Here is a 21,783-nt window from a genome sequence, read left to right as displayed (position 1 = left end):
GGGGTGGTGCATGAGTGGGGGGATGGCCACTTAGGCTCGCCTTACCTTAAACAGCCGGAACGGACGCAGCACACCCACCCCCCGCCCCTCAGGCGAACCGGCCAAGCAACACCCTTACGCGTGAAGCGCCGGGGGTGGCGGGGTGGAGACGGAGCCGCGATAACTACGTTCTGTGCCGGAGGTGACGTTTCTCATGACGGTCTGTGCTCCCCACAGCGCCCAGAGCGCCGCTCAAACCACCCTGCGGAGTGGCCCGCCGGTGGACGCGCGGCGCCCGGCGTTCACCGTCACCGTGGACGGCTCGTACGCGGCCTGGCTGGCCCTCGGACACGGCACGGACGGCTGGTTCCCGGAGCGCTGGACCCTCGACGGGCCCGAGCCCTACGCCGTGTCCCTGCCCGGCACCCAGCCGGAGGAGCCCGACAGCGAGGTGCTGCCGCTGTCCGACGGCCGGGTGCTGATCCGGCGCCGCGTCGCCGAGCGCTACGCGCTCTCGCTGCTCTACCCCACCGGGCCGGGCACCGGCGAGCTGCCGCTGGGGGCGATCGAGTGCCCCCGGCTGTCGTTGCTGCCGCCCGCGCCCGACGGCTCCTCGGCCTTCGCCCTCGTGCACGGCGAGCGGCAGACCACGCTCTGGCGGGTCTACGGCTGCGTCGGCGGACCCGAGCTGCTGGCCACGGTGCCGGGCCGGTGCGAGGGCGGGGCCTGGCTGGACCGCTCGGGGCGGCTGCTGGCGCTGGACCGGGAGCTGGAGGGGCTGACGAAGGCCGTGGTCGTGGACCTGGGCCGGGGCGGCGAGACCAGCCCGCTGCTGCAGATCACGGAGAAGAGCAACGACCGGCTGCTGCTGGCCGAGCCGGACAGCGGCCTGCTGGTCGTACGCTCCGACGCGCCGGGCATCGACCGGGTGGGCTGGGGCGTGCTCGGCTCGGCCCGGCCGGTGCGCTTCCCCGAGTGCCTGCTGCTGCCGGACGCGACGCTGACGCCGTTCGCGGCGCAGCCCGGACAGGGGCTGGCGCCGGAGGCCAGCTCGGTGGCGTTCCGCATCGACCGGGGGCCGGTGAGCAGCTGGCTCGGGGTGTGGCGGCCGGCGAAGAAGCAGCTGCAGCAGTTCCAGGGCCCGGCGGGCTGGCTGGCGGGGGCGGGGCTGTGGACGGCGGAGGGGGAGCTGAAGCTGCCGTTCGTCACGCCGGGCGTGCCGTGCGGGCTGGCGCGGCTGCGGCTGTCGGAGGACGGCGACGTCCTGGTGGCCGGGGCCGAGGGGCGGACGGCGACGGACACGGACGCCGGCGCGGAGACGGACGCGGATCCGGGCGAGGCCGAGGGGGAGCGCACGGTGCCGGCGCCGCGGCCCGTGCCGCTGCAGCAGGCGCCCTGCGCCCGTACGTCGTGACGACCCGTACGCCGTAACGAGCGGACACACCTGCGAGTGCGGGTGGCTCGGTGATCAAGGTCCCGTTAGACTTGGGCGGGGGCCGCACAGCCGTACCGTCCGGGCACCCGGGTGAACCGAGGTGAGTGGAACGGTCATGCGTGGAAGGCGTGTTGACATCCGGGTTTCCGGTGTTGCCCGCGCCGCCGTGCGCCACTGCTGTGGCCCCGACGCGCAGTGCACGCATCCCCATCCGACGGAGTGACTTTCCCCATGCCCGATGCCCGATCCGACACGACCGAGGCGCGCCCCCTCGAGGCGTCCGCCCAGGCCCCGGCCGCCGGCACCGGCAGGCACCGCGGTCCGGCGTCCCCGGACGAGAACCGCGCCCCCGCCCCCGGCAAGCACCGCCGCGCCGACGCCGGCTGATTCCTTCGAACGCCGGACGGGCTGCGATCGCGGCCCGTCCGGCGTTCGAGGTCTCACCCCCGTCTCAGGCCCAGTACCTCCGGCGCCGCGAAGCCCTCGTGCGACGGCCGCGCCGCGTAATAAGGCGTCAGAGCAGCGTCCAGCTCCGCCACTTCGAACACCTCGCCCTTCGCGTCGAACCTCGCCGCCACCCGGGGGCGCTCCATGACGGCGACCATCCCCCCGTGCACCACGAACACCTGCCCGCTGACGCCCGCCGCGCCCGGCGCCGCGAGATAGGCCACCAGCGGTGACACGTGCTCGGGTGCGAGCGGATCGGTTCCGCCGTCCGCGGGGGCCGCGGTGCCCGCGAAGACGTCCTGCGTCATCCGCGTCCGCGCCCGCGGGCAGATCGCGTTCACCGTGACGCCGTACTTGCGCAGTGCCTCGGCGGTGGAGGTGGTGAGCCCGATGATGCCGCCCTTGGCCGCGGCGTAGTTCGGCTGGCCGGCCGAGCCGGCCAGGAACGCCTCGGAGGAGGTGTTGACGATCCGTCCGTAGACCGGCGCGCCGCCCGCCGCCTTCGACTGTTCCCGCCAGTGCGCGGCCGCGAAGCGGATGGTGTTGAAGTGGCCCTTGAGGTGCACCCGGACGACCGTGTCCCACTCGTCCTCGGTCATGGAGAAGACCATGCGGTCGCGCAGGATGCCGGCGTTGTTGACGAGGACGTCGAGGGAGCCGTAGGTGTCCAGGGCCAGCCGGATCAGCTCCCGGGCCCGGTCGAAGTCGGCCACGTCGCCGACGTGGGCCGTGGCGCGGCCGCCCGCCGCGCGGATCTCCTCGACGACGGCCTCGGCGGGGGCGGCGGACGCCTCGCCGGAGCCGTCGCGGCCCGGCCGGCCGTAGTCGTTGACGACGACGGCGGCGCCGAGGCGGGCGAGGGCGAGGGCCTCGGCGCGGCCGAGGCCGCGTCCGGCGCCGGTGACGACGGCGGTCCGGCCGTGGAGCGGCGGGGCGCCCGCCGTATCGCGGCCGGTCACATCGTGATCCAGGTGCGGAGCGCCTCGCCGGTGCGCATCTGGTCGACGGCGTCGTTGATGTGGGCGAGCGGGACGCGGTGGGTGATCAGCCCTTCGAGGTCGACGCGGCCGGCCCGCCAGAGGGCTATGGCGCGTTCGTAGGCGCGCAGCACGTCGCCGCCGCCGTACAGCGACGGCAGGATCTTCTTCTCGTCGAAGAACAGCTCGAACATGTTGACCTGGAAGTGGTCGTCCATGGCCCCGGCGCCGACGACGCACAGCGTGCCGCCGCGCCGTGTGGCCTCGTAGGCGCTGCGGGCGGTGGCGGACTTGCCGACGGCCTCGAAGACGTAGTCGAAGCCCTCGCCGCCGGTGATGCGCGCCCGGGTGTCCGCGAGGCCCTCGGGCGCGACGGCCTCGGTGGCGCCGAAGCGCAGGGCGGCCTCGCGGCGGGAGGCGACGGGGTCGACGGCGACGATCCGGGCGGCGCCCGAGACCCGTGCGCCCTGGACGGCGGAGATCCCGACGCCGCCGCAGCCGATGACGGCGACCGAGGAACCGGCGGCGACGCGGGCGGTGTCGAGGGCGGCACCGAGGCCGGTGGTGACGCCGCAGCCGATGAGGGCGGCTATCTCGTACGGCACGTCGTCGGGGATCGGCACGGCGCATCCGGCGCCGACGACGACCTCCTCGGCGAAGGCGCCGGTGCCGGCGAAGCCGAAGACGTCGGTGTCGTGGCGGCGGAAGTTGGGGGTGCCGGAGTTCATGAAGCCGGCGAGGCAGAGCCGGCCCTGGCCGCGCCGGCAGGAGGCGCAGCCGCCGCAGGCGGGCAGCCAGCACAGCAGGACCCGGTCGCCGGGCCTGACGTGCGTGACGCCGTCGCCGACCTCAACGACGTCGCCGGCGCCCTCGTGGCCGGGGACGAAGGGCGCGGGCTGGGGCAGGACGCCGGACATCGCGGAGAGGTCGGAGTGGCACAGCCCGGCGGCCCGGATCCGCAGTCTGACCTTGCCGGGGCCGAAGCCCACGGCTTCGACGTCGTCGAGGACCTCGAGCTTGTCCTGTCCTGTCTCGAGCTGTACGGCGGCGCGCATGGGGTGCTCCCTTCGCGGGCGAAGCGGGCTGCGTCAGGGGTGCTGTCAGGGGTGGGGTGCTGGCAGGGGTGCTGTCAGCTGTGCTCGACGACGGTGTCGGTGAGGACCGGCGCGTCCGCCCGCTCGACGGCGGTGACGCTCACCTGGATGCGGCCGGGGCCGGGTGCGTCGCGCCACATGCGCACGCGCAGGGTCTCGCCGGGGTAGACGACGCCGGCGAAGCGGGTGGTGTACGAGCGCACGCGGGCGACGTCGCCGTCGAGCGCGGTGTCGACGACGGCCTTGAGGACGATGCCGTACGAGCACAGGCCGTGCAGGATCGGCTTCTCGAAGCCGGCGAGCTTGGCGAACTCCGGGTCGGCGTGGAGGGGGTTCCAGTCGCCGGAGAGGCGGTAGAGGAGGGCCTGGTCCTCGCGGACGTGCCGCTCGACCGTCAGGTCGGGTGCCGTGGCGGGGGTTTCGGGCCGCGGCGGCCGTGCGGAGGGGCCGCGCTCGCCGCCGAAGCCGCCCTCGCCCTTGACGAAGATGTCGCTGACGCTGGTCCACAGCGGCTGCCCGTCGTCGTCCGTGACGTCCGCGCGCAGCACGATGACCGCGGCCTTGCCCTTGTCGTAGACGGCGGCGACGCGTGAGGTCCGGGTGGCGGCGGTGGCGCGTACGGGCAGGGGGCGGTGGAGGGTGACGGTCTGTCCGCCGTGCAGGACGGCCGAGAGGTCGACGTCGATGCCGGGGGTGCTCAGGCCGGAGCCGGCCATGCCGCCGCCGGCCACGGTCGCGAAGGAGGGCAGGACGTGGAGCCGGCTCTCCAGGGTGTAGCGGAGCTCGTCGGGGTCGGTGGCGGGGATGCCGGCGCCGATGCCGAGGTGGTAGAGCAGGATGTCCTTCGGGCCCCAGGCGAGGGGGGCGACGCGGGGGGCGGCGGCGGTGGCCTTGGCGGGGTCGATGGGCATGGAGGTCCGTACTCCCGTCTGACGGCGACTAGAACGCGTTCTACCCAATCGCCCATGTATAGCCCATGGCACGGGGCGGGGGAAGACAAATGTCAGGCGGGGGAAGACAAATGTCATGAGCAACCGGGGACATACGCGACTGCCCCGCGCCGGTCCCGTTCCTTAGGGTCGAAGCATGAAACACAGCGTGGAGAGGCCCGGGCGCGGCAGGCCCGGCCTCGGGGGGACCGGGCGGCTGAAGTCGCCGACCTGGCGGACGTTCTGTCCCTGGATGTTCATCCTGACCGGGGACGTGATCGATCTCTTCCAGGGGGAGGTGGCACTGCCGTGGCTCGCGGGCGCGGGGGTACTGGCCTTCCTCGCGCTCTACTTCGTCACGGTCGTCACCGGGCTCGACAAGCAGCGCCGCGAGAGCCGCACTCCGCTGTTCACGCTGGGCGCTCTGGCCCTGGTCACCTACGCGATGGCCATCGGCTACGGCGGCGACTGGCTGCTGTGCTTCCCGCTGCTGTCGCTGGCGGCGGGGGTGGTGCTGCGCGACAGGGGCCGCTGGCTGTCGGTGGCGATGGGCTTCTTCGGCACCACGGTCGGGGTCATCCTGTCCGTCCAGAGCGGCACGCAGAACGTCCTGGCCATCGCCTGGGGCACCTCGCTGTCCGGGCTCGTCGCCGCTGCCATCCTCAATCTCTCCGAGATCGTCGCCGAGCTGTCGGCCACGCGCGAGCGGCTGGCCCACGCCGCCGTCGAGCGCGAGCGCCTGCGCTTCTCCCGCGACCTGCACGACCTGCTCGGCCACACCCTGTCCGTGATCGTGGTCAAGGCGGAGGCCGTACGGCGCCTGGCGCCCCGCGATCTGGACGCGGCGCTGGGCCAGGCCGCGGACATCGAGGCCGTGGGCCGCCAGGCCCTCACCGAGATACGCGAGGCCGTGACCGGCTACCGCGAGGGCAGCCTGACCACCGAGCTCGAGCGCGCCCGGTCCCTGCTCGACGCCTCAGGGATAACCGCCGACATCCGTCAGTCCGGTCCCCCGCTGCCGCCCCAGACGGCCGCCCTGCTCGGGTGGGTGGTGCGCGAGGGCGTCACCAACGTCGTACGGCACAGCGGTGCGCAGCGGTGCGCGATAGAGGTGCGGGGTGCGCAGGACCGGGTCCATCTGGAGATCAGCGACGACGGGTGCGGCGTAGGGTCGGACGGGCCCTCCGGTGCGGCGGCCGGCAACGGCGGCAACGGCCTGAAGGGCCTGACCGAGCGCCTGGCCGCGGCCGGTGGCTCCCTGATGTCCGGCCCCGACGGGCGGCGCGGTTTCCGCCTCGTGGCGGAACTTCCGGTGGACGAGAACGACGAGGAGGAGCGGGCCGCGTGAGCAGCGAACTGATCAAGGTACTGCTGGCGGAGGACCAGGGGATGATGCGTGGCGCGCTCGCGCTGCTGCTCGGCCTGGAGGAGGACATCGAGATCGTCGCCCAGGTCGGCAACGGCGACGACATCCTCCCCCAGGCCCTGGCGACGGGCCCCGACGTGGCCCTGCTGGACATCGAACTCCCCGGCCGCAGCGGCCTCGACGCCGCCGCCGACCTGCGCTCCCGGCTGCCCGGCTGCAAGGTGCTGATCCTCACCACCTTCGGCCGCCCCGGCTATCTGCGGCGCGCCATGGAGGCGGGCGCGACCGGCTTCCTGGTCAAGGACGGCCCCGTGGAGGACCTCGCGGCCGCCATCCGCCGCGTGCTGGCCGGCGAACGCGTCATCGACCCCGCCCTGGCCGCCGCCGCCCTGAGCGCCGGCCCCAACCCCCTCACCCAGCGCGAGCGCGACGTCCTCAGCGCCGCGGTCGACGGCGCCACGGTCGCCGACATAGCCGCCCGGGTCCATCTCTCCCCCGCGACCGTCCGCAACTACCTCTCGGCGGCCATAGGCAAGACCCAGACCCGCAACCGCATGGAGGCGGTGCGGGCGGCCCGTCAGAACGGCTGGCTGTAGGGGAGCGGCGGCCCCGCCCCCGCCTCCTCGGGCGCGGTGCGGCAGCATGGGCGGCGTACGCACCCCCCACGCAGCCGGAGGACAGGACAGCCATGGCTCCCACGCCCGAGATACTCGCCGCCTTCGAGACGGCGAAGGGGTTCATGCCCGTGGACGAGGGGCTCGCCCTCTACGCGGCGGCCGAGGAGGCCGGGCGGCTGGGGCTGCCGCTGGTGGAGGTGGGGACCTACTGCGGGCGCTCGACGATCCTGCTCGCCGGGGCCGCCCGCGCCGCGGGCGGCGTGGTGGTGACCGTCGATCACCACCGCGGCAGCGAGGAGCAGCAGCCCGGGTGGGAGTACCACGACGCGTCCCTGGTCGACGACGCGCCGGGGGTGGGGCTGATGGACACGCTGCCGACCTTCCGGCGGACGCTGTACCGGGCCGGGCTCGAGGAGCACGTCGTCGCCGTGGTCGGTCGCTCGCCGCAGGTGGCGCGGGTGTGGGGCCGGCCCGTGGGCCTGGTGTTCATCGACGGCGGGCACACCGACGAGCACGCGAGCGCCGATTACGAGGGCTGGGCCCCGCACGTCGCGCCCGAAGGGCTGCTCGTCATCCACGACGTCTTCCCCGATCCGGCCGACGGCGGCCAGGCCCCGTACCGCGTGTACCGCAGGGCCCTGGAGTCGGGTGCGTTCACCGAGGTCTCTGTGACGCGCTCGCTGCGCGTACTGCGGCGTACGGGTCTCGGAATCTGAGCGGCAGCGCTAGCATCGCCCGCGTGTCCAACGCCAGCGGTTCCCAGATGACCCCGCGTCTCGTCGCCGGGGCGGCAGTGCTGTTCCTGGCGGCCGGGCTGGCGGGCTGTTCCAACGGCTCCGGCGAGGGGGGCGCCGATGACCGGCAGCCCGCGGCCGCGTCGTCCCCCACGGCGCGCCCCGCGCCCCGCCCCCAGCCCTCGCAGTCGCCGGAGCCGATAGCCTCGGCGATTCCTTCGGCATCCGAGCGGACGGAGCCGACGCAGGCCGCGTCGCCGCGGGAGGCCGCCGCGCCCGCCGCCGACGGGCCGCTCAAGGGCAAGGTCGTCGTGGTCGACCCGGGCCACAACACCCGCAACGCCCAGCACACCGCCGAGATCAACCGTCAGGTCGACATCGGCACGGGCCACAAGGAGTGCGACACCACCGGCACCGAGACCAACTCGGGTTACTCCGAGGCCGCCTTCACCCTCGACGTGGCGCACCGGCTGCGCTCGGCCCTGCAGGCGCAGGGTGCCAAGGTCGTGCTGACCCACGACGGGGACCGGCCGTACGGGCCGTGCGTGACCGAGCGGGCCGAGATCGGCAACACGGCGCACGGCGACGCCGCGGTGTCCCTCCACGCCGACGGCGCCGGCGCCGGGGACCGGGGCTTCCATGTGATCCTGCCCGCATCCGTGCGGGGCGGACGGGCCGACACCTCGGCCATCGTCGGGCCGTCGAAGGAACTGGGGGCGCGTATCGCGGGGAACTTCGTCCGCACCACCGGCAGTGCCCCGTCGAATTACATCGGCAAGGGCACGGGACTCGACACGCGCGGTGATCTCGGCGGGCTCAATCTGTCGACGATTCCCAAGGTTTTCATCGAATGCGGCAATATGCGCAACGCGCAGGACGCGGCCCAGCTCACCGACGCGGCATGGCGCGAGAAGGCGGCGCAGGGAATCGCGGACGGCATCAGGGACTTCTTGCGCGGGTAAGTACGGCGGGTAAGTACCGGCAGGCCACGGCCGTGTCACGAGGGTGATACGAAGGGGACGCCCGGGCCGTCCAGGAGATAGGTTCCCCGTACGATGGGTGGCCGCCACCCCCGCGCCCCCGCATCTCGCGTACCGGCGACAGCGACGAATACCGACAGCCCCGACAAGCACTGACAAAGGATTTTAGGTGAACATCCGCTCCCTCACTCGAGGCGACGGCGTGGTGATCGGAGCAGCGGTGTTGCTGTTCATCGCCTCGTTCCTCAGCTTCCGCTCGTACGACTGCGGGTCGGCGATCAACTGCCCCAAGGAGCCGATCGGCTGGAAGCCTGAACTCTTCCCCGTTCTGCCCTCGATCTTCCTCGCCGGAATCATCGCCGCCGCTCTGGTCGTCGTCGCCCGTTTCCAGCCCGAGGGCCGCAAGGTCATCGGTCTGGGCCTCGACCAGTGGGGCATGGCGCTCGCCGTGTTCGCCGCGTGGTCCTCGCTGTGGACGATCTTCGGTGGTCCGGACGTGGACCAGATCTCCCCCGGCGTCGGTCAGATCCTCGGCCTGATCGCGAACCTGGTGCTCGCCGTCGTCGCCGCGCTCACGCCGCGCACCCCGGCGCTCAAGGCCCCGCTGATGGGCGCCCCGCAGCCGGCCGCCGCGCAGCCGTACGGCATGGCCCCCAACCAGGGCTACGGCTACCCCGGTCCGGGCGGTGTGCAGCCGGGTGCCGGCGCGCCCTACGGTGCGCAGGCCCCGCAGCCGTACGGCGGCCAGCCGGCCCCGGCGCAGGCCCAGCCCCAGCAGGGCGGTGCCGCTCCCGCGCCGCAGCCCGCCGCCGCGGGTCAGCCGGCGCCGGCCGCCGGTGGCGACTTCGCCCCGTTCTGGTTCGCGGTGCCGGTCAGCCGTCCGCTGTTCGCGGAGGACGGCTCCGCCGGCCAGATCGCCGAGCTCGCGCCCGGCACCTGGTACCTCGCGGTCGACCAGCGCGGCCCCGCGCTCGTCGCGCAGACGCAGGACGGCCGCCGAGGTCTCCTGCAGGACACCTCGGGGATCCAGCGCGGCTGACGCGTCGCGCTCTTCCCGTACGGCGGCCCGCCGGGTTCTTCCCGGCGGGCCGCCGTCTTGTCGCCCCGCGCCCGGCGGGCCTACCCTCACGAAACTGACGTACCGTCAGATCAATGAGGGAGGCTCCATGCGGCTCGGTCTCGCCCTCGGCTACTGGGGCCGCCGGCCCGGCCCGCGCGACCTGGCGCTCGCCCGGCAGGCCGAACGGCTCGGCTACCACTCCGTGTGGACCTCCGAGTCCTGGGGCTCGGACGCCTTCACCCCGCTGGCCTGGATCGCCGCGCACACCAGCCGCATCCGGCTCGGCACCGCCGTGGCCCAGATGGCGGCCCGTTCGCCCACCGCCACGGCCATGCACGCGCTGACCCTCGACCACCTCTCCGGCGGCCGCGTCCTGCTCGGACTGGGCCTGTCGGGCCCTCAGGTCGTCGAGGGCTGGTACGGACGCCCGTTCCCCCAGAGCCCGCTGACGGCGACCCGGGAGTACGTGGACGTGGTCCGGCAGGTACTGCGCCGGGAGGCCCCCGTGGCCCTCGACGGGCGCTTCCACCCCCTGCCCTACACCGGGCCCGGCGCCACCGGACTCGGCAAGCCGCTCAAGTCCATCACCCACCCCCTGCGCCCGGGGCTGCCCGTCCTGCTCGGCGCCGAGGGGCCCCGCAACGTCGCCCAGACCACCCGCATCGCCGACGGCTGGCTGCCCCTGTACTGGTCGCCCGCGCGCGCCGGCCTCTACGCCGCCGCCCTCGACGGCGTCCCCGAGGGCTTCATGGTCGCCCCGATGGCCCAGGCGCGCCTGTGCGACGACCTCGCCGAGGGGCTGCGGCCGGTGAAGACGATGCTGGCCCTCTACATCGGCGGCATGGGCCACGCCGCCCGCAACTTCCACGCCGACCTCATGGCACGCATGGGGTACGAGGAGGAGGCGCGCCGCATCCAGCGGCTGTTCCTGGCCGGGAGGCGGGAGGAGGCCGTCGCGGCCGTGCCCGACGCCTTCGCCGACGAGATCTCCCTGGTGGGTCCCCGCGAGCGCATCGCCGAGCGGCTGGCGCTGTGGCGCGAGGGCCCGGTCACCGACCTCCTCGTCACCGCGCCGGACCCCGCGACCCTGCGCCTCCTCGCGGAGCTCAACGCCTGACGGCGGGCTTGCCCTTGCCGTACAGCCAGACGTCGAAGACGTCGCCGACGTCCGCCGCGTCCTTGCAGAACTCCACGAACCGCTGCGTTGAGACGTTCTGATGGCGGTACCGCTGCGCCCAGTCGCGCACCAGGGCGAAGAAGGCACGGTCGCCGACCTTCTCGCGGAGCTTGTGCAGCACCATGGCGCCCCGGCCGTACACGGGCAGGTCCGAGACCGTATCCGCCCGGGGGTCGGCCGGCGGGAAGTCCCAGATGCTCTCCCCGTCCTCGCCCCTGCTCTCGGGGTCCTTGCCGTCGTAGTAGTCGTCGAAGATCTGCCGCACGGACCGCCCGCCCCGCTTCTCCTCCCACATCCACTCGGAGTACTGCGCGAAGCCCTCGCTGAGCCACATGTCCCGCCAGGTCGCCGGCGTCAGAGAATTGCCGAACCACTGGTGCGTCAGCTCGTGCACCACGAGCTTGTCGGTGGGGGCGCCGTGGAAGTACGGCTTGGGCTGCGTCTCCAGTTCGTAGCCGACGTACGGATTGCGGTCGACGACCGCGCCCGTCGACGAGAAGGGGTACGGGCCGAACAGGCCGCTCTGCCACTCCAGGACCTCGGGGATCAGCGCGGCCACCTTCGCCGCCGCCTCGCTCTCCTTCGGGTGCGCGGCGACGTACACGGGCAGGCCGCCGCGGGTCCTGGAGGTCGTCACCCGGAACTCCCCCACCGCGACGCTGGCCACATGGCTGGCCACCGGCTCGCCGCTGTGCCAGCTGAAGGTGGTGCGCCGGTCGTCCTCGGGGCCCTTGTCCCGCGTGTCCTTCAGCTCGCCGTTGGCGACGGCCGTGAAGCCCTTGGGCACGGTGATCGCGATGTCGTAGGCGGCCTTGTCGGAGGGGTGGTGGTTGCCGGGGAACCAGGCCATCGAGCCCGTCGGCTGGCCCAGGCCCACCGCGCCGTGGTCGGTCTCGACCCAGCCCTCCGTGGAGCCGTCCGCGTCCTTGACGGGCTGCGGCCGCCCGTCGTAGACGACCGTCGTCTTGAACGTACGGTGCTTGGCCACCGGCTCGGCCGGCTCGACGGTCAGCTCGGTGCCCTTGCGCTCGAAGCGGGCCGGCTCCCCGTCGACGCGGACACCGCGGACGGTCAGGCCCTTGAGGTCGAGGTTGAACGCGCTGAGGTGCTGCGTGGCCCGGGCGGTGATGACGGCGGTGGCGCCGAGGCGGTTGCCCTCCGGCTCGTAGTCGAGCGTCAGGCCGTAGTGGGCGACGTCGTAGCCGCCGTTGCCCAGGCGGGGGAAGAGCGGGTCGTGGGCGCCCGCGGCCCCGGGGCGGGCGCCGCCCCCACCGCCTGTGCCGCATCCGGAGCCGCCGAGCACGGCGAGGAGCAGCAGGGCGGCGGGCAGCGCGGCGCGGCGGGGCAGCGGACGTCCGGTCGCCATCAGAAGCTGGCCCGCTCCAGCCAGGCGTCGAGCACCTCGCGGTCCCCGAGCACCTCGACGCCGCCGTCGTCGACGGACGAGCGCCGGTACATCACCCGCAGGACGGCCGTCATCGGGCCGCGCACCGCGACGGCCGCCTTCTCATGGGTGTTGCGCCAGGTGACCGGCGTCCGGCGGGCGTCGATGAACCACTCGGCGTTCAGCTCGGGGTCGGTGTCCGTGGCGTGCAGGTGCAGCGTGCGGCCCGGGCCGGCGAGCTCGCCGTACGCCGGGCGGTACGCGATCGCCTGCGGGGACGTGACGATCTCCAGCCACTCGTCGAGGCAGTCGGCGGCGAGGACGGCGTCGACGGTGTACTCGGCGCCGACGGCCGCGAAGACGTCGGCGCGGTGCATCACCGTCTCCAGCGTCATGCGACGGGCCCAGAAGGCCGCCGTCTGCTCCGCCCCGAAGGTCCACACCTCCGTCTCGGGCCCCGCCTCGCGCAGCGTCTCCACCAGCTGCCGGGCGCCCTCCGCGAGGTGGGCGTCGAGCGAGTCCGCGTCGAACGCCTCGGCCCCGGCCGTACCGGCGGTCTCATCGGTCGGAACCGTGAATTCCTTGACCCGGTCGCGCACGATCTTCTCGACGCCGCGCTGGGCGCTGGAGACGTGCAGCGCGAGCTGGGCGAGGGTCCAGTCGGGGCAGGTGGGGGTCTTGGCGGTGAGGTCGCCGTGGCGGAGCGCTTCGCGGAGGAGGTCGGTCTGGGTGAGGATCTCTTCGCAGTAACGGTCGTAAGAAAGGCGCGTCATGACGCCACTTTAGGTTGCCGGGCAGGGGGGTTCGAAGGAATTTGCCCCGCCGGACGGGCTGGAAAATCCAGCCCGTCTGGGGGCACCTCCCAGCGGTAGCTGGGGGAGATTGAGGACCGGGGGTCCGGGGGCGGAGCCCCCGGTTACAGCGGGCGGCAGTCGCAGTCCGGCTCCAGCCCCAGCGGCAGGCGTTCGCCGCCGAACACCGCTGTCGTGGCCTCGTCGCCGCCGAGGGCGGCCGTGGCCAGGAGGAGGGAGCCCGCCGTCCAGGTGGTGAGCTCCTCGGGCCAGACCGCCTCGTCCTCGAAGACGTAGCCGGTCCAGTACATGCCGTTCTCGGCGCGCAGGTGCTGGATCCACTGGAGGATCTCCACCGCGCGGTCGGACTCGCCCATCACCCACAGCGCGAGGGCCAGCTCGCAGCTCTCGCCGCCCGTGACCCAGGGGTTGGGCAGGACGCAGCGCACCCCGAGGCCCGGTACGACGAAGTCGTCCCAGTGCCGTTCGATGCGCTCCTTGGCGGCCGTGCCGGTGACGGCGCCGCCGAGGACGGGGTAGTACCAGTCCATGGAGTAGCGGCTCTTGTCCAGGAACCGCTCGGGGTGGTGGCGGATGGCGTGGGCCAGCTGGCCCACGGCCAGCTCCCAGTCGGGCTGGGGCTCCTCGCGGTGCTCGGCGATGGCCAGGGCGCAGCGCAGCGCCTGGTGGATGGAGGAGCAGCCGGTGAGGAGGGCGTCGGCGACGTCCTCGCCGCCGTCCTCGGCGGCCTCGCGCTTCCAGCCGATCTGGCCGCCGGGCTGCTGGAGTTGGAGGACGAACTCCACGGCCGCGAAGACGGTCGGCCACATGCGGTCGAGGAAGGCGTCGTCGCCGGTGGAGAGGTAGTGGTGCCAGACGCCGACGGCGACGTAGGCGACGAAGTTGGTCTCGCGGGCGCGGTCGGTGGGCTCGTCGGCGTCGCCGTCGGCGTAGGCGGCGTACCAGGAGCCGTCCGGGTTCTGGTGGTCGGCGAGCCAGCGGTAGGCGGCCGCGGCGCGCCCGTGCTCGCCGGCCGCGTCCAGGGCCATGGCGGCCTCGACGTGGTCCCAGGGGTCGAGGTGGTGGCCGCGGAACCACGGTATGGCGCCGTCGGGGCGCTGGGCGGCGGCGATGCCGGCCACGGTGCGCTCGGCCTGTTCGGCGGTGAGGACTCCGGGCAGGACGAGGCGTTCGGTGCGGCCGGGGCCCCGGCTGAAAGCGGTCACTCGGCGGCGCCCGCGGGCAGGTGCGGCTTGGTCGCGTAGGCGACGAAGCTCTTGCCGATGACGGGGTTGAGGAGTTGCTCGGCGATGCGCGTGGCCTTGGGCTTCTTCATGATGTCCCAGACGAGCAGCTTGTGGTACGCGCGAACGGGCAAGGCCTTGTCGTTGTCGACTCCGAAGGCGCACTTGAGCCACCAGTAGGGGCTGTGGAGGCCGTGGGCGTGGTGGGTGCCGTAGGGCTTGAGGCCGGCCTCCTCCATCTTGCGGAGCAGTTCGTCGCCCCGGTAGATGCGGATGTGGCCGCCCTCGACCTCGTGGTAGGCGTCGCTGAGCGCCCAGCAGACCTTCTCCGGCCCGTAGCGGGGGACGGTGACGGCTATGCGGCCGCCGGGCTTGAGGACGCGCACCATCTCGGCGAGGACGCCCTTGTCGTCGGGGATGTGCTCCATGACCTCGGAGATGATGACGACGTCGAAGCTGTCGTCGGGGAAGGGCAGCGCGAGGGCGTCGCCCTCCATGGCGGTGGCGGTGGCGCCTTCGGGGGCCTCGCCGGCCTCCTTCATGGCGGCGAACCACTTGGCGACCTCGCGGATCTCCTCGCCGTTGCGGTCGAGGGCGACGACCCGGGCGCCGCGCCGGTAGCACTCGAAGGCGTGCCGGCCCGCGCCGCACCCCAGATCGAGGACGCGGTCGCCTGCGGCGAGCGGGAAGCGGGAGAAATCGACGGTCAGCACGTTTTTGCTTTCGTCCGGCGGGACAGGGTGATGACCCTCGATCGCCGGGCGGGCCGGAATTCAGCCCGTCCGGCGATCGAGGACAAGAAACGGTGAAAGGGAGGGGCAGGGCCTACCCGGGCGGCCACTACGCGCCACCGAGCCGGCGGGCGGCACCCGACCGGGCCATCGCCTCGCGGTAATGCTCGGCCGTACCGATCGCCGCCTGGCGCCAGGTGAACCGGGCGAGCACGCGCTCGCGGCCGGCGGCGCCCAGGCGCCGGCGCAGGTCCTCGTCGCCGAGCAGCCGGGACAGCGCGGCGGCCAGCGCTCCCGCGTCGCCCGGCGGGACGGCGAGGCACGTCTCGCCGTCGGGTCCGGCGACCTCGGGGATGGCGCCGCCGGTGGTGGCCACCAGCGGGGTGCCCGTGGCCATGGCCTCGGCGGCGGGCAGGGAGAAGCCCTCGTACAGGGACGGGACGCAGGCGATCTGGGCCGAGCGGACCAGGTCGACGAGTTCGCGGTCCGTGATGCCCTTGACGAACTCGACGGCGCCCTCGAGCCCGTGCCGCTCGATGGCGGTGGCGACGGGGCCGTTCTCGGCGCGCTTGCCGACGACGACGAGGTGGGCGCCGGGATGGTCCGTACGGACCCGGGCCAGCGCCTCGACGAGGTGGACCAGGCCCTTGAGGGGGACGTCGGCGCTGGAGGTGGTGACGATGCGGCCGGGTATCTCGGGGACGGCGGGGTCGGGCGAGAACAGGCCGGTGTCGGCGCCGATGTGGACGACGTGAATTCGGCCGGGATCCACCCCCAGGTGGTCGACGATCTCCTGCCGGGAGGAGCCGGAGACCGTGAGCACGGACGGCAGCCGCCGGGCGACGCGCTTCTGCATGCGCGTGAACCCGTACCAGCGGCGCACGGAGGCCCGGCGCTTCCAGTCCTGCGCGGCGTCCAGCTCCAGCTGCCGGTCGACGGTGATGGGGTGGTGGATGGTGGTGACCAGGGGGGCGCCGAGGACGCCGGGGCCGCCGAGGAGGCCGTAGCCGAGGGTCTGGTTGTCGTGGACGACGTCGAACCGGCCCCGGTGGGCGGCGAGGTGGCGGCGGGCGCGCAGCGAGAACGTCAGCGGCTCGGGGAAGCCCCCGGTCCACATCGTGCCGACCTCCAGCGCGTCGATCCAGTCGCGGTACTCGTCGCGCCCCGGGGTACGGAAGGGGTCGGGCTGGCGGTAGAGGTCGAGGCTGGGCAGCTCGGTGAGCGTCACACGGCCGGGCGCGTCCTTGACCTCGTCCTCGTCGAGCACGGGGTACGGCTGGGCGCCGATGACCTCGACGGTGTGGCCGAGGCGGGCGAGTTCGCGGGAGAGGTGGCGTATGTAGACGCCCTGACCGCCGCAGAAGGGGTTGCCCTTGTAGGTGAGCATCGCGATGCGCAGCGGTCGTTCGCCGTCCCCGCCGTCGCCCCTGTCCCGGAGGCTGCTGCGGTCTCGCGTGAGCGATGCCTCCGTGGCCTCAGCGGTCACTCCGGCCTCCTTCTCGCTGGCTGTTCCGCCGGAGCGTAACGGGTCGCGCTAATCTAGAACAAGTTTCAGACTGGGTCGTTCAGAGGCTTGAATCTACCGGCATGTCAGAGGGCCGAAAGAGCCGTGCCGGGTGATTCGCGCCACGGCCCGACCCCTGCCATGCTGTGCCGTCCGGGCCGTAGAGGCACCGCTGGATGGATTGCCACGGAATGGGACATACGGACATATGACGACGGAACCCAAGTCGGCCATGGCATCTGTCGCCCCCATGACGGCCGCCGCCCCCTTGACGGCGCGTCAGGAGGCGCGGCGCCGCCGGATCCTGCACGCCACCGCGCGGCTCGCGAGCCGCGGCGGCTTCGACGCCGTGCAGATGCGGGAGGTGGCCGAGTCCTCGAGCGTCGCGCTCGGCACGCTCTACCGCTACTTCCCCTCGAAGGTCCATCTCCTGGTCGCCACCATGCAGGACCAGCTGGAGCACCTCCACGAGACGCTGCGCAAACGCCCGCCGACGGACGAGAACCCCTCGGCCCGCGTCGCCCAGACGCTGATGCGGGCGTTCCGCGCGATGCAGCGCGAGCCGCACCTGGCCGACGCGATGGTGCGCGCCCTCACCTTCGCCGACCGCTCGGTGAGCGCCGAGGTCGACACGGTCTCCCGGCTCACCACCGCGATCATCCTGGACGCCATGGGCCCGGTGGGACCGCCCACCCCCGAGCAGCTGTCGGCCGTGCGCGTCATCGAGCACACCTGGCACTCCGCACTGATCACCTGGCTGTCGGGGCGGGCGTCCATCGCCCAGGTGAAGATCGACATCGAGACGGTCTGCGGACTCATCGGCCGGCCGCCGGTGGCGGTGGCGGGCCCTCGGTAGGCGCAAGACCTCCGGAGTTGAGGCGGGCCACGGTAGCCGACCGCGTCCTTGCGCCCCCGGCGGACGGGGTAACCGCCCCCGTGACAGTGGGTCGCGCCGGTATGAATTTATCGACGTGCCCGAGGTTGCTTGCTACATGAAGCGGGGAGAGACGTACGTGACCCGAGTTCTGCTGATACACGACACCTATCTGCTGCGCATGGCTCTGGCGGTACTGATCGGCAGAGAGCCGGACCTCGAGGTCTCCTCGGCGTCCTGGCCGGGAGCCGTCGCCACCTCCCGGGCGCTGCGCCCCGATGTCTGCGTGGTGGACATGGACAGCCCGCAGGCGGGTGAGGAGTGCGGGATCGGGGAGTTGGGGAGGCGATGTCGTGAGGGAGGCGAGGGGGGCGAACCCGGTGCGCTGCTGGCGCTGGCGACCGCCGGGCGGCCCGGCCCACTGCGTCGGGCCTATGAGGTGGGGGCCTTGGGCTACTTGAGCAAAAACGCTTCGCCGGACCGGCTCGTCGACGGCATACGGCATGTGGCGAAGGGGGAGCGTTTCATCGACGAGTCGCTCGGGTTCGGCTTTCTGCAGGCCGCCGAGATCCCGCTGACGCGGCGGGAGTTAAGCGTGCTCTCACTCGCGGCCGAGGGCGCTTCCGTCGGCGAGATCGCCCGGAGCCTGCACCTGTCCAACGGGACGGTGCGCAATTACATGGCCGCCATCACCCGCAAGACCGGGGCCCGCAACCGCGTCGACGCGATCCGCATCTCGCAGGGGGCCGGGTGGGTGTGAGGGGGTGACGGGTGAGGGGTGCGCACAGCAGGCCGCCGGCCTCGGGTGTCCTTCCGCCGTCGCGCACGCCTCCCCCACCAGGTCGCGGTAGAGCGCCGAGCGCGCCGGCAGATCCCGGTGCGTTCCGGCGAGCGTGCCGGGGCCGTCCATGACCAGCACGCGATCCGCGCGGCGGGCCGAGCCCGCGCGGTGGGCGATGACCACGAGCGTGCCGCCGGGCCGCGCCGCGAAGGCGCGCTCGGCGCGCGCTTCGGCGGCCGGGTCGAGATGACAGGCCGCCTCGTCGAGCAGCGCCACGGGAGCGGGCGAGAGGTACGCGCGAACCAGCGCGATCAGCTGCCGCTCCCCCGCCGACAGCTCGCCCGGCACCACGAGGGCTTCCAGTCCGCCGTCCGCCCGGCGCAGGAGTGCGCCGGCGCCGATCGCCCCGACGGCGGCCATGACCTCGTGGTCGGGGACGGGATCGGCGCGCAGGTAGCGGAAGTTGTCGCCGAGGGTGCCGGAGAAGACGTACGCCTCCTGCGGGATCAGCACCCGGCGCCGCGCCGCGTCCCCGGCCCGGGCCGCCGCCCCGCCCACGCTCACCTCGCCGGCCGAGGGCACCAGCAGGCCCGCGATCAGAGCGGCGAGCGTGGACTTCCCCACGCCGCTCGGCCCGACGACCGCCAGGTGCGTGCCGGGCGCGAGGCTCAGGTCCAGCTCCCGCACGACGGGCTCGGCGTGTGCGCCGTACCCGAAGGTGACGCCGCGCAGCTCGACGGCGGGGGCGGCGGCCGGGACGGGACACCGGTCCGGGCGGGGTGATGGTGGCGGCGGCAGTGGCGGTGCGGCCGGGGGCGCGGTGAGGCGGCGTACGACCACGGCCAGCCGGGCGCCGCTCGCGCCCAGGCCGTGGATGAGGCCCTGCAGGGCGGGAAGCAGCGACTGCGTCAGATAGGCGAGGGCGCCGACGAGCGCGCCCGCCGAGACGCCGTGGTCGAGCAGCCACGGCGTGGCCACCAGGAGCGGGACGACGGGGAAGCGGCCGGCGACGGCGAGCGCCGCGACGCGGACGACCGACCAGCGGGCGAGGGCGTTCGCGGCGCGCAGCTCGGCGTCGACCAGGGCGCCCGCATCGGCGCGCACGGCCCGCTCGGCGCCGCCGGCGGCGATGTCGCGCAGCCCGGCGCAGACGTCGCCCAGCGACTGGGCGACGGCCTCGTCGGCGGCCAGGAACGCCTCCTGGCGGCGGGCCATCGGCCGCAGCGTGGCCAGGAACAGGGCCAGGCCCAGCACGAGGGGCGGCACGACGACCGCCAGCAGCACGGGGGCCAGCAGGAACAGCCCCACCAGGGCCCCGGCGGCGGTGAAGACGAAGGAGCGCGCCACCATCACGAGGCCGGCGAACGCGTCGCGGGCGATCTCCACCTGGTGGGTGAGCCGGGACACGGCGGCGCCGTCCCCGTCGCTCAGCGCCCGCCCGACCACGCGCCGCACGAGCGCGTCCCGGAACGGCTCCACGAGCGCGGCCACTCCCCCGTACGTCCGCCCCGTCCCATAGGCCCCGACGGCCACGGCGACGGCGGCGACACCCAGCCAGCCGAGCCCCGTGCCGGCCCGCCCCACGAGGAACCCGGCGTCCAGCGCCCGCGCGAGCGCGTACCCGGTGGCGAACGTCTGCACCGCCTCGACAGCCGACCACCCCACGAGCCCCAGGAGCACCCGCCGCCGCCTCAGCAGGAAGGCGAGCCCTTGGCGGATCATCCTTCGAACACCGCCCTGTACTCCGGCAGGTGCCACAGCTCCTCGTGGCTGCCCACCGCGCGGATGCGGCCGTCGTCGAGCCAGGCGACGCGGTCGGCGCGGGATGCCGTGGCGGGGCGGTGGGCGACGATGAGGCGGGTGTGGGGGGTGAGGTCGTGGAGGAGGGCGTGGGAGACCTTGCGTTCGGTGGCCGAGTCCAGGCTCGAGGTGGCGTCGTCGAGGATGAGCAGCCGTCCCGCGTGGGCGAAGGCGCGGGCCAGGCCCAGGCGTTGGGTCTCGCCGCCGGAGAGGGGGGCGGCGGTCAGGGGCGTGTCGTAGCCGTCGGGCAGGCGGCGTACGAAGTCGTCGGCGCAGGCCGCGCGCGCCGCGGCCGTCATGGCGCCCGGCGCCGGGGTGAAGGAGCCGAAGGCGACGGTGCCGCCGATCGTGCCGCCGAGCAGCGCGGGGCGTTCGAAGGCGTACCCCACCTCGCGGCGCAGCTCCTCGTGGGTGAGGTCGCGCAGGGCGACGCCGTCGAGCGTGACGTCGCCGGCGTCGGGGTCGGCCAGGCGCCCTGCGACGGCGGCCAGGACGGACTTGCCGGTGCCGGAGCGGCCCACGAGGGCCAGGGTCGTGCCGCCCGGCACGGTCAGGTCCACGTCGTGCAGGACCTGCCGTCCGCCCCGCCGGGCGCAGACGCCGCGCAGCCGCAGCGTGCCGTCGCCGGGCGGCAGCCGCCGGGTGCCGTGGCGGGTCGGGGCGAGGGCGTGGACCTCCGCCAGGCGGCGGACGGCGGTGCGGCCGTGCACGAGGGCGTTGAGGTGGCCGACCAGCATGCCGACGCCCGCCGCCAGCACCGCGTAGCGGGAGGCCGCCAGCAGGTCGCCGACGCTGAGCCGGCCGCGGGACAGTTCGAGCCCGGCGACGGCGAGGACGGCGATCTGCAGCAGCGGTACGAGCGTGGCGGCCTGGGCGGTGGCGCGGCCCTGCACCTTCCATATGCGGTGCCCGTGGCGCGCGAGGGAGGCCAAGGGCTCCAGGATGCGGGCCCGTTCGCGGCCGGCGGTGCCGGCCGCGGCGATGGTGCGGGCGCCGGCCAGGGCCTCGACCAGGCGCCCGGCGATCTCGCCTTGGAGCCGCTGGTAGCCGGTGAGGCTGTCGGTGGAGGCGCGGGTGAAGGACCGCAGCAGCAGGGCGAGTACGGGGGCGCCGGCGAGGAAGGCGGCGGCGAGCCAGGGGTCGATCAGGGCGAGGGCGGCGATGCCGCCGAGCGGTCCGGCGACGGCGGCGACGGTCCCCGCGAGGGAGCCGGGGGCGGTGCCCGCGTGGGCGGCGTTGCCGACGAGGCGGGTGACGAGGTCGCCCTGGGGGATGCGGGCGGTGGCCCGCGGGCCCGTCGCGAGGACGTGGCGCAGCGCGCGGTGGCGCAGCCACGCCGTGGTGCGCGCGGCGGTGGTGGCGGTGAGCAGTTCGTCGCAGGCGTCCAGGACGACGGGGGCGCAGACCAGGCCCGTGCACAGCAGGACCCACCGCGTCGCGTCGGCGCCGCGGCGGGCGAGCAGCAGGTCGAGGGTGTGGCCGAGAACGGCCGGCAGCAGCAGCGCGGCGGCGGTGCTCGCGGTGGCGACGAGGGCGAGGGCGACGGTACGGGCGGCGCTGTGCCGGACGGCGCCGGACAGGATCCCGCGGCCGGTGGGGGCGGCGGCGTCCGGGCTCGGTTCGCGGGGCGGGGCCGTAACTGCCATGGGTGAGGGACCTCGTGAAGTCGTGCCGGCTTCCGTGGCCGAACCGGTGGGCCCTCCCCGCGGGGAGGGCCCACCAGGAGCGGTTACCCGCGGGGGTGGATCACAGACACAGCGCGACGCTGGCCGTGCTCCAGCACAGGAGCAGGCTCACGTTGCTGCCGCCACCGCCTCCGCCGTGGGACAGCTCGTCGGACTCCATGCTCTGCAGGTCGAGAAGCGCCATGGTTCTTCCT

At 73.9% G+C, this 21,783-nt stretch carries 20 protein-coding genes and 1 pseudogene; 10 read left to right on the top strand and 11 right to left on the bottom strand.

What is annotated here, in order from left to right:
* The first annotated feature begins 193 nt into the window (after positions 1 to 193).
* Positions 194 to 1,393 (top strand): hypothetical protein, encoded by a 1,200-nt coding sequence (locus ACIGXW_RS21750; RefSeq protein ID WP_399574514.1) that lies wholly within the window; start codon positions 194 to 196, stop codon positions 1,391 to 1,393.
* 252 nt (positions 1,394 to 1,645) lie between these two features.
* Positions 1,646 to 1,801, top strand: a complete 156-nt coding sequence (locus ACIGXW_RS21745) for a hypothetical protein (RefSeq protein ID WP_177338559.1) — start codon at positions 1,646 to 1,648, stop codon at positions 1,799 to 1,801.
* A gap of 53 nt (positions 1,802 to 1,854) precedes the next feature.
* Here ACIGXW_RS21745 and ACIGXW_RS21740 read toward each other — a convergent pair whose 3' ends face one another.
* From ACIGXW_RS21740 to ACIGXW_RS21730, 3 genes are all read right to left on the bottom strand, one after another.
* Complete coding sequence (locus ACIGXW_RS21740; RefSeq protein ID WP_399574512.1) at positions 1,855 to 2,820, bottom strand: 3-oxoacyl-ACP reductase; 966 nt, start codon at positions 2,818 to 2,820, stop codon at positions 1,855 to 1,857.
* Positions 2,817 to 3,893, bottom strand: a complete 1,077-nt coding sequence (locus ACIGXW_RS21735) for a Zn-dependent alcohol dehydrogenase (protein ID WP_071966708.1) — start codon at positions 3,891 to 3,893, stop codon at positions 2,817 to 2,819. The genes ACIGXW_RS21740 and ACIGXW_RS21735 overlap by 4 nt, the downstream gene beginning before the upstream one ends.
* Before the next feature lie 74 nt (positions 3,894 to 3,967).
* Positions 3,968 to 4,843: a MaoC/PaaZ C-terminal domain-containing protein gene (locus ACIGXW_RS21730; RefSeq protein ID WP_399574510.1), complete on the bottom strand. Its 876-nt coding sequence runs from the start codon at positions 4,841 to 4,843 to the stop codon at positions 3,968 to 3,970.
* A gap of 175 nt (positions 4,844 to 5,018) precedes the next feature.
* On the opposite strand from ACIGXW_RS21730, the gene ACIGXW_RS21725 reads away from it, so the two are divergent.
* The 6 genes from ACIGXW_RS21725 to ACIGXW_RS21700 all read left to right on the top strand — a co-directional run bounded on the left by ACIGXW_RS21725 (position 5,019) and on the right by ACIGXW_RS21700 (position 10,735).
* The gene (locus ACIGXW_RS21725; protein WP_399574508.1) at positions 5,019 to 6,209 is read left to right on the top strand and encodes a sensor histidine kinase; all 1,191 of its coding nucleotides are present in this window, start codon (positions 5,019 to 5,021) and stop codon (positions 6,207 to 6,209) included.
* 8 nt (positions 6,210 to 6,217) lie between these two features.
* On the top strand, positions 6,218 to 6,823 hold the full coding sequence (locus ACIGXW_RS21720; protein WP_071966741.1) for a response regulator transcription factor: 606 nt from the start codon (positions 6,218 to 6,220) through the stop codon (positions 6,821 to 6,823).
* Positions 6,824 to 6,915: 92 nt separating this feature from the next.
* Positions 6,916 to 7,560, top strand: a complete 645-nt coding sequence (locus ACIGXW_RS21715; protein WP_079274507.1) for a class I SAM-dependent methyltransferase — start codon at positions 6,916 to 6,918, stop codon at positions 7,558 to 7,560.
* Between the two features lie 47 nt (positions 7,561 to 7,607).
* On the top strand, positions 7,608 to 8,540 hold the full coding sequence (locus ACIGXW_RS21710) for an N-acetylmuramoyl-L-alanine amidase (RefSeq protein ID WP_399574660.1): 933 nt from the start codon (positions 7,608 to 7,610) through the stop codon (positions 8,538 to 8,540).
* 187 nt (positions 8,541 to 8,727) lie between these two features.
* A complete protein-coding gene (locus ACIGXW_RS21705) occupies positions 8,728 to 9,597 on the top strand; it encodes a hypothetical protein (protein ID WP_399574506.1) in 870 nt (289 codons plus the stop codon).
* A gap of 127 nt (positions 9,598 to 9,724) precedes the next feature.
* Positions 9,725 to 10,735, top strand: a complete 1,011-nt coding sequence (locus ACIGXW_RS21700; protein ID WP_399574504.1) for an LLM class F420-dependent oxidoreductase — start codon at positions 9,725 to 9,727, stop codon at positions 10,733 to 10,735.
* Here ACIGXW_RS21700 and ACIGXW_RS21695 read toward each other — a convergent pair.
* The 5 genes from ACIGXW_RS21695 to ACIGXW_RS21675 form a co-directional block, all read right to left on the bottom strand.
* Complete coding sequence (locus ACIGXW_RS21695; protein ID WP_399574502.1) at positions 10,725 to 12,161, bottom strand: M1 family metallopeptidase; 1,437 nt, start codon at positions 12,159 to 12,161, stop codon at positions 10,725 to 10,727. The two genes, ACIGXW_RS21700 and ACIGXW_RS21695, sit on opposite strands and share 11 nt — an antisense overlap.
* The gene (locus ACIGXW_RS21690; protein WP_399574500.1) at positions 12,161 to 12,952 is read right to left on the bottom strand and encodes a maleylpyruvate isomerase N-terminal domain-containing protein; all 792 of its coding nucleotides are present in this window, start codon (positions 12,950 to 12,952) and stop codon (positions 12,161 to 12,163) included. The genes ACIGXW_RS21695 and ACIGXW_RS21690 overlap by 1 nt, the downstream gene beginning before the upstream one ends.
* A gap of 143 nt (positions 12,953 to 13,095) precedes the next feature.
* Entirely contained in the window at positions 13,096 to 14,196 is a 1,101-nt protein-coding gene (locus ACIGXW_RS21685; RefSeq protein ID WP_399574498.1) for a prenyltransferase, read from the bottom strand.
* On the bottom strand, positions 14,193 to 14,927 hold the full coding sequence (locus tag ACIGXW_RS21680; RefSeq protein ID WP_071966701.1) for a class I SAM-dependent methyltransferase: 735 nt from the start codon (positions 14,925 to 14,927) through the stop codon (positions 14,193 to 14,195). Before ACIGXW_RS21680 ends, ACIGXW_RS21685 begins: the two co-directional genes overlap by 4 nt.
* A 127-nt stretch (positions 14,928 to 15,054) precedes the next feature.
* The gene (locus ACIGXW_RS21675) at positions 15,055 to 16,431 is read right to left on the bottom strand and encodes a glycosyltransferase family 4 protein (protein ID WP_071966700.1); all 1,377 of its coding nucleotides are present in this window, start codon (positions 16,429 to 16,431) and stop codon (positions 15,055 to 15,057) included.
* A 226-nt stretch (positions 16,432 to 16,657) separates the two neighbouring features.
* On the opposite strand from ACIGXW_RS21675, the gene ACIGXW_RS21670 reads away from it, so the two are divergent.
* Both ACIGXW_RS21670 and ACIGXW_RS21665 read left to right on the top strand, forming a co-directional pair.
* On the top strand, positions 16,658 to 17,305 hold the full coding sequence (locus ACIGXW_RS21670; RefSeq protein ID WP_360914299.1) for a TetR family transcriptional regulator: 648 nt from the start codon (positions 16,658 to 16,660) through the stop codon (positions 17,303 to 17,305).
* A 136-nt stretch (positions 17,306 to 17,441) separates the two neighbouring features.
* Positions 17,442 to 17,999: pseudogene (locus ACIGXW_RS21665) on the top strand (LuxR C-terminal-related transcriptional regulator); the annotation flags it as partial.
* On the opposite strand, the gene ACIGXW_RS21660 reads toward ACIGXW_RS21665, so the two are convergent.
* From ACIGXW_RS21660 to ACIGXW_RS21650, 3 genes are all read right to left on the bottom strand, one after another.
* Entirely contained in the window at positions 17,925 to 19,826 is a 1,902-nt protein-coding gene (locus tag ACIGXW_RS21660; protein ID WP_399574496.1) for an ATP-binding cassette domain-containing protein, read from the bottom strand. The pseudogene ACIGXW_RS21665 and the gene ACIGXW_RS21660 sit on opposite strands and share 75 nt — an antisense overlap.
* On the bottom strand, positions 19,823 to 21,550 hold the full coding sequence (locus ACIGXW_RS21655; protein ID WP_399574495.1) for an ABC transporter ATP-binding protein: 1,728 nt from the start codon (positions 21,548 to 21,550) through the stop codon (positions 19,823 to 19,825). Before ACIGXW_RS21655 ends, ACIGXW_RS21660 begins: the two co-directional genes overlap by 4 nt.
* Before the next feature lie 100 nt (positions 21,551 to 21,650).
* Positions 21,651 to 21,773 (bottom strand): SapB/AmfS family lanthipeptide, encoded by a 123-nt coding sequence (locus ACIGXW_RS21650; RefSeq protein WP_071966696.1) that lies wholly within the window; start codon positions 21,771 to 21,773, stop codon positions 21,651 to 21,653.
* Positions 21,774 to 21,783 lie beyond the last annotated feature (10 nt).

The sequence above is a fragment of the Streptomyces sp. NPDC053079 genome (assembly GCF_044546695.1).
Classification (GTDB): Bacteria; Actinomycetota; Actinomycetes; order Streptomycetales; family Streptomycetaceae; genus Streptomyces.
The sequence above is the reverse complement of the archived record's forward strand: the minus strand, read 5'-3'. Positions and strand labels throughout refer to the sequence as shown.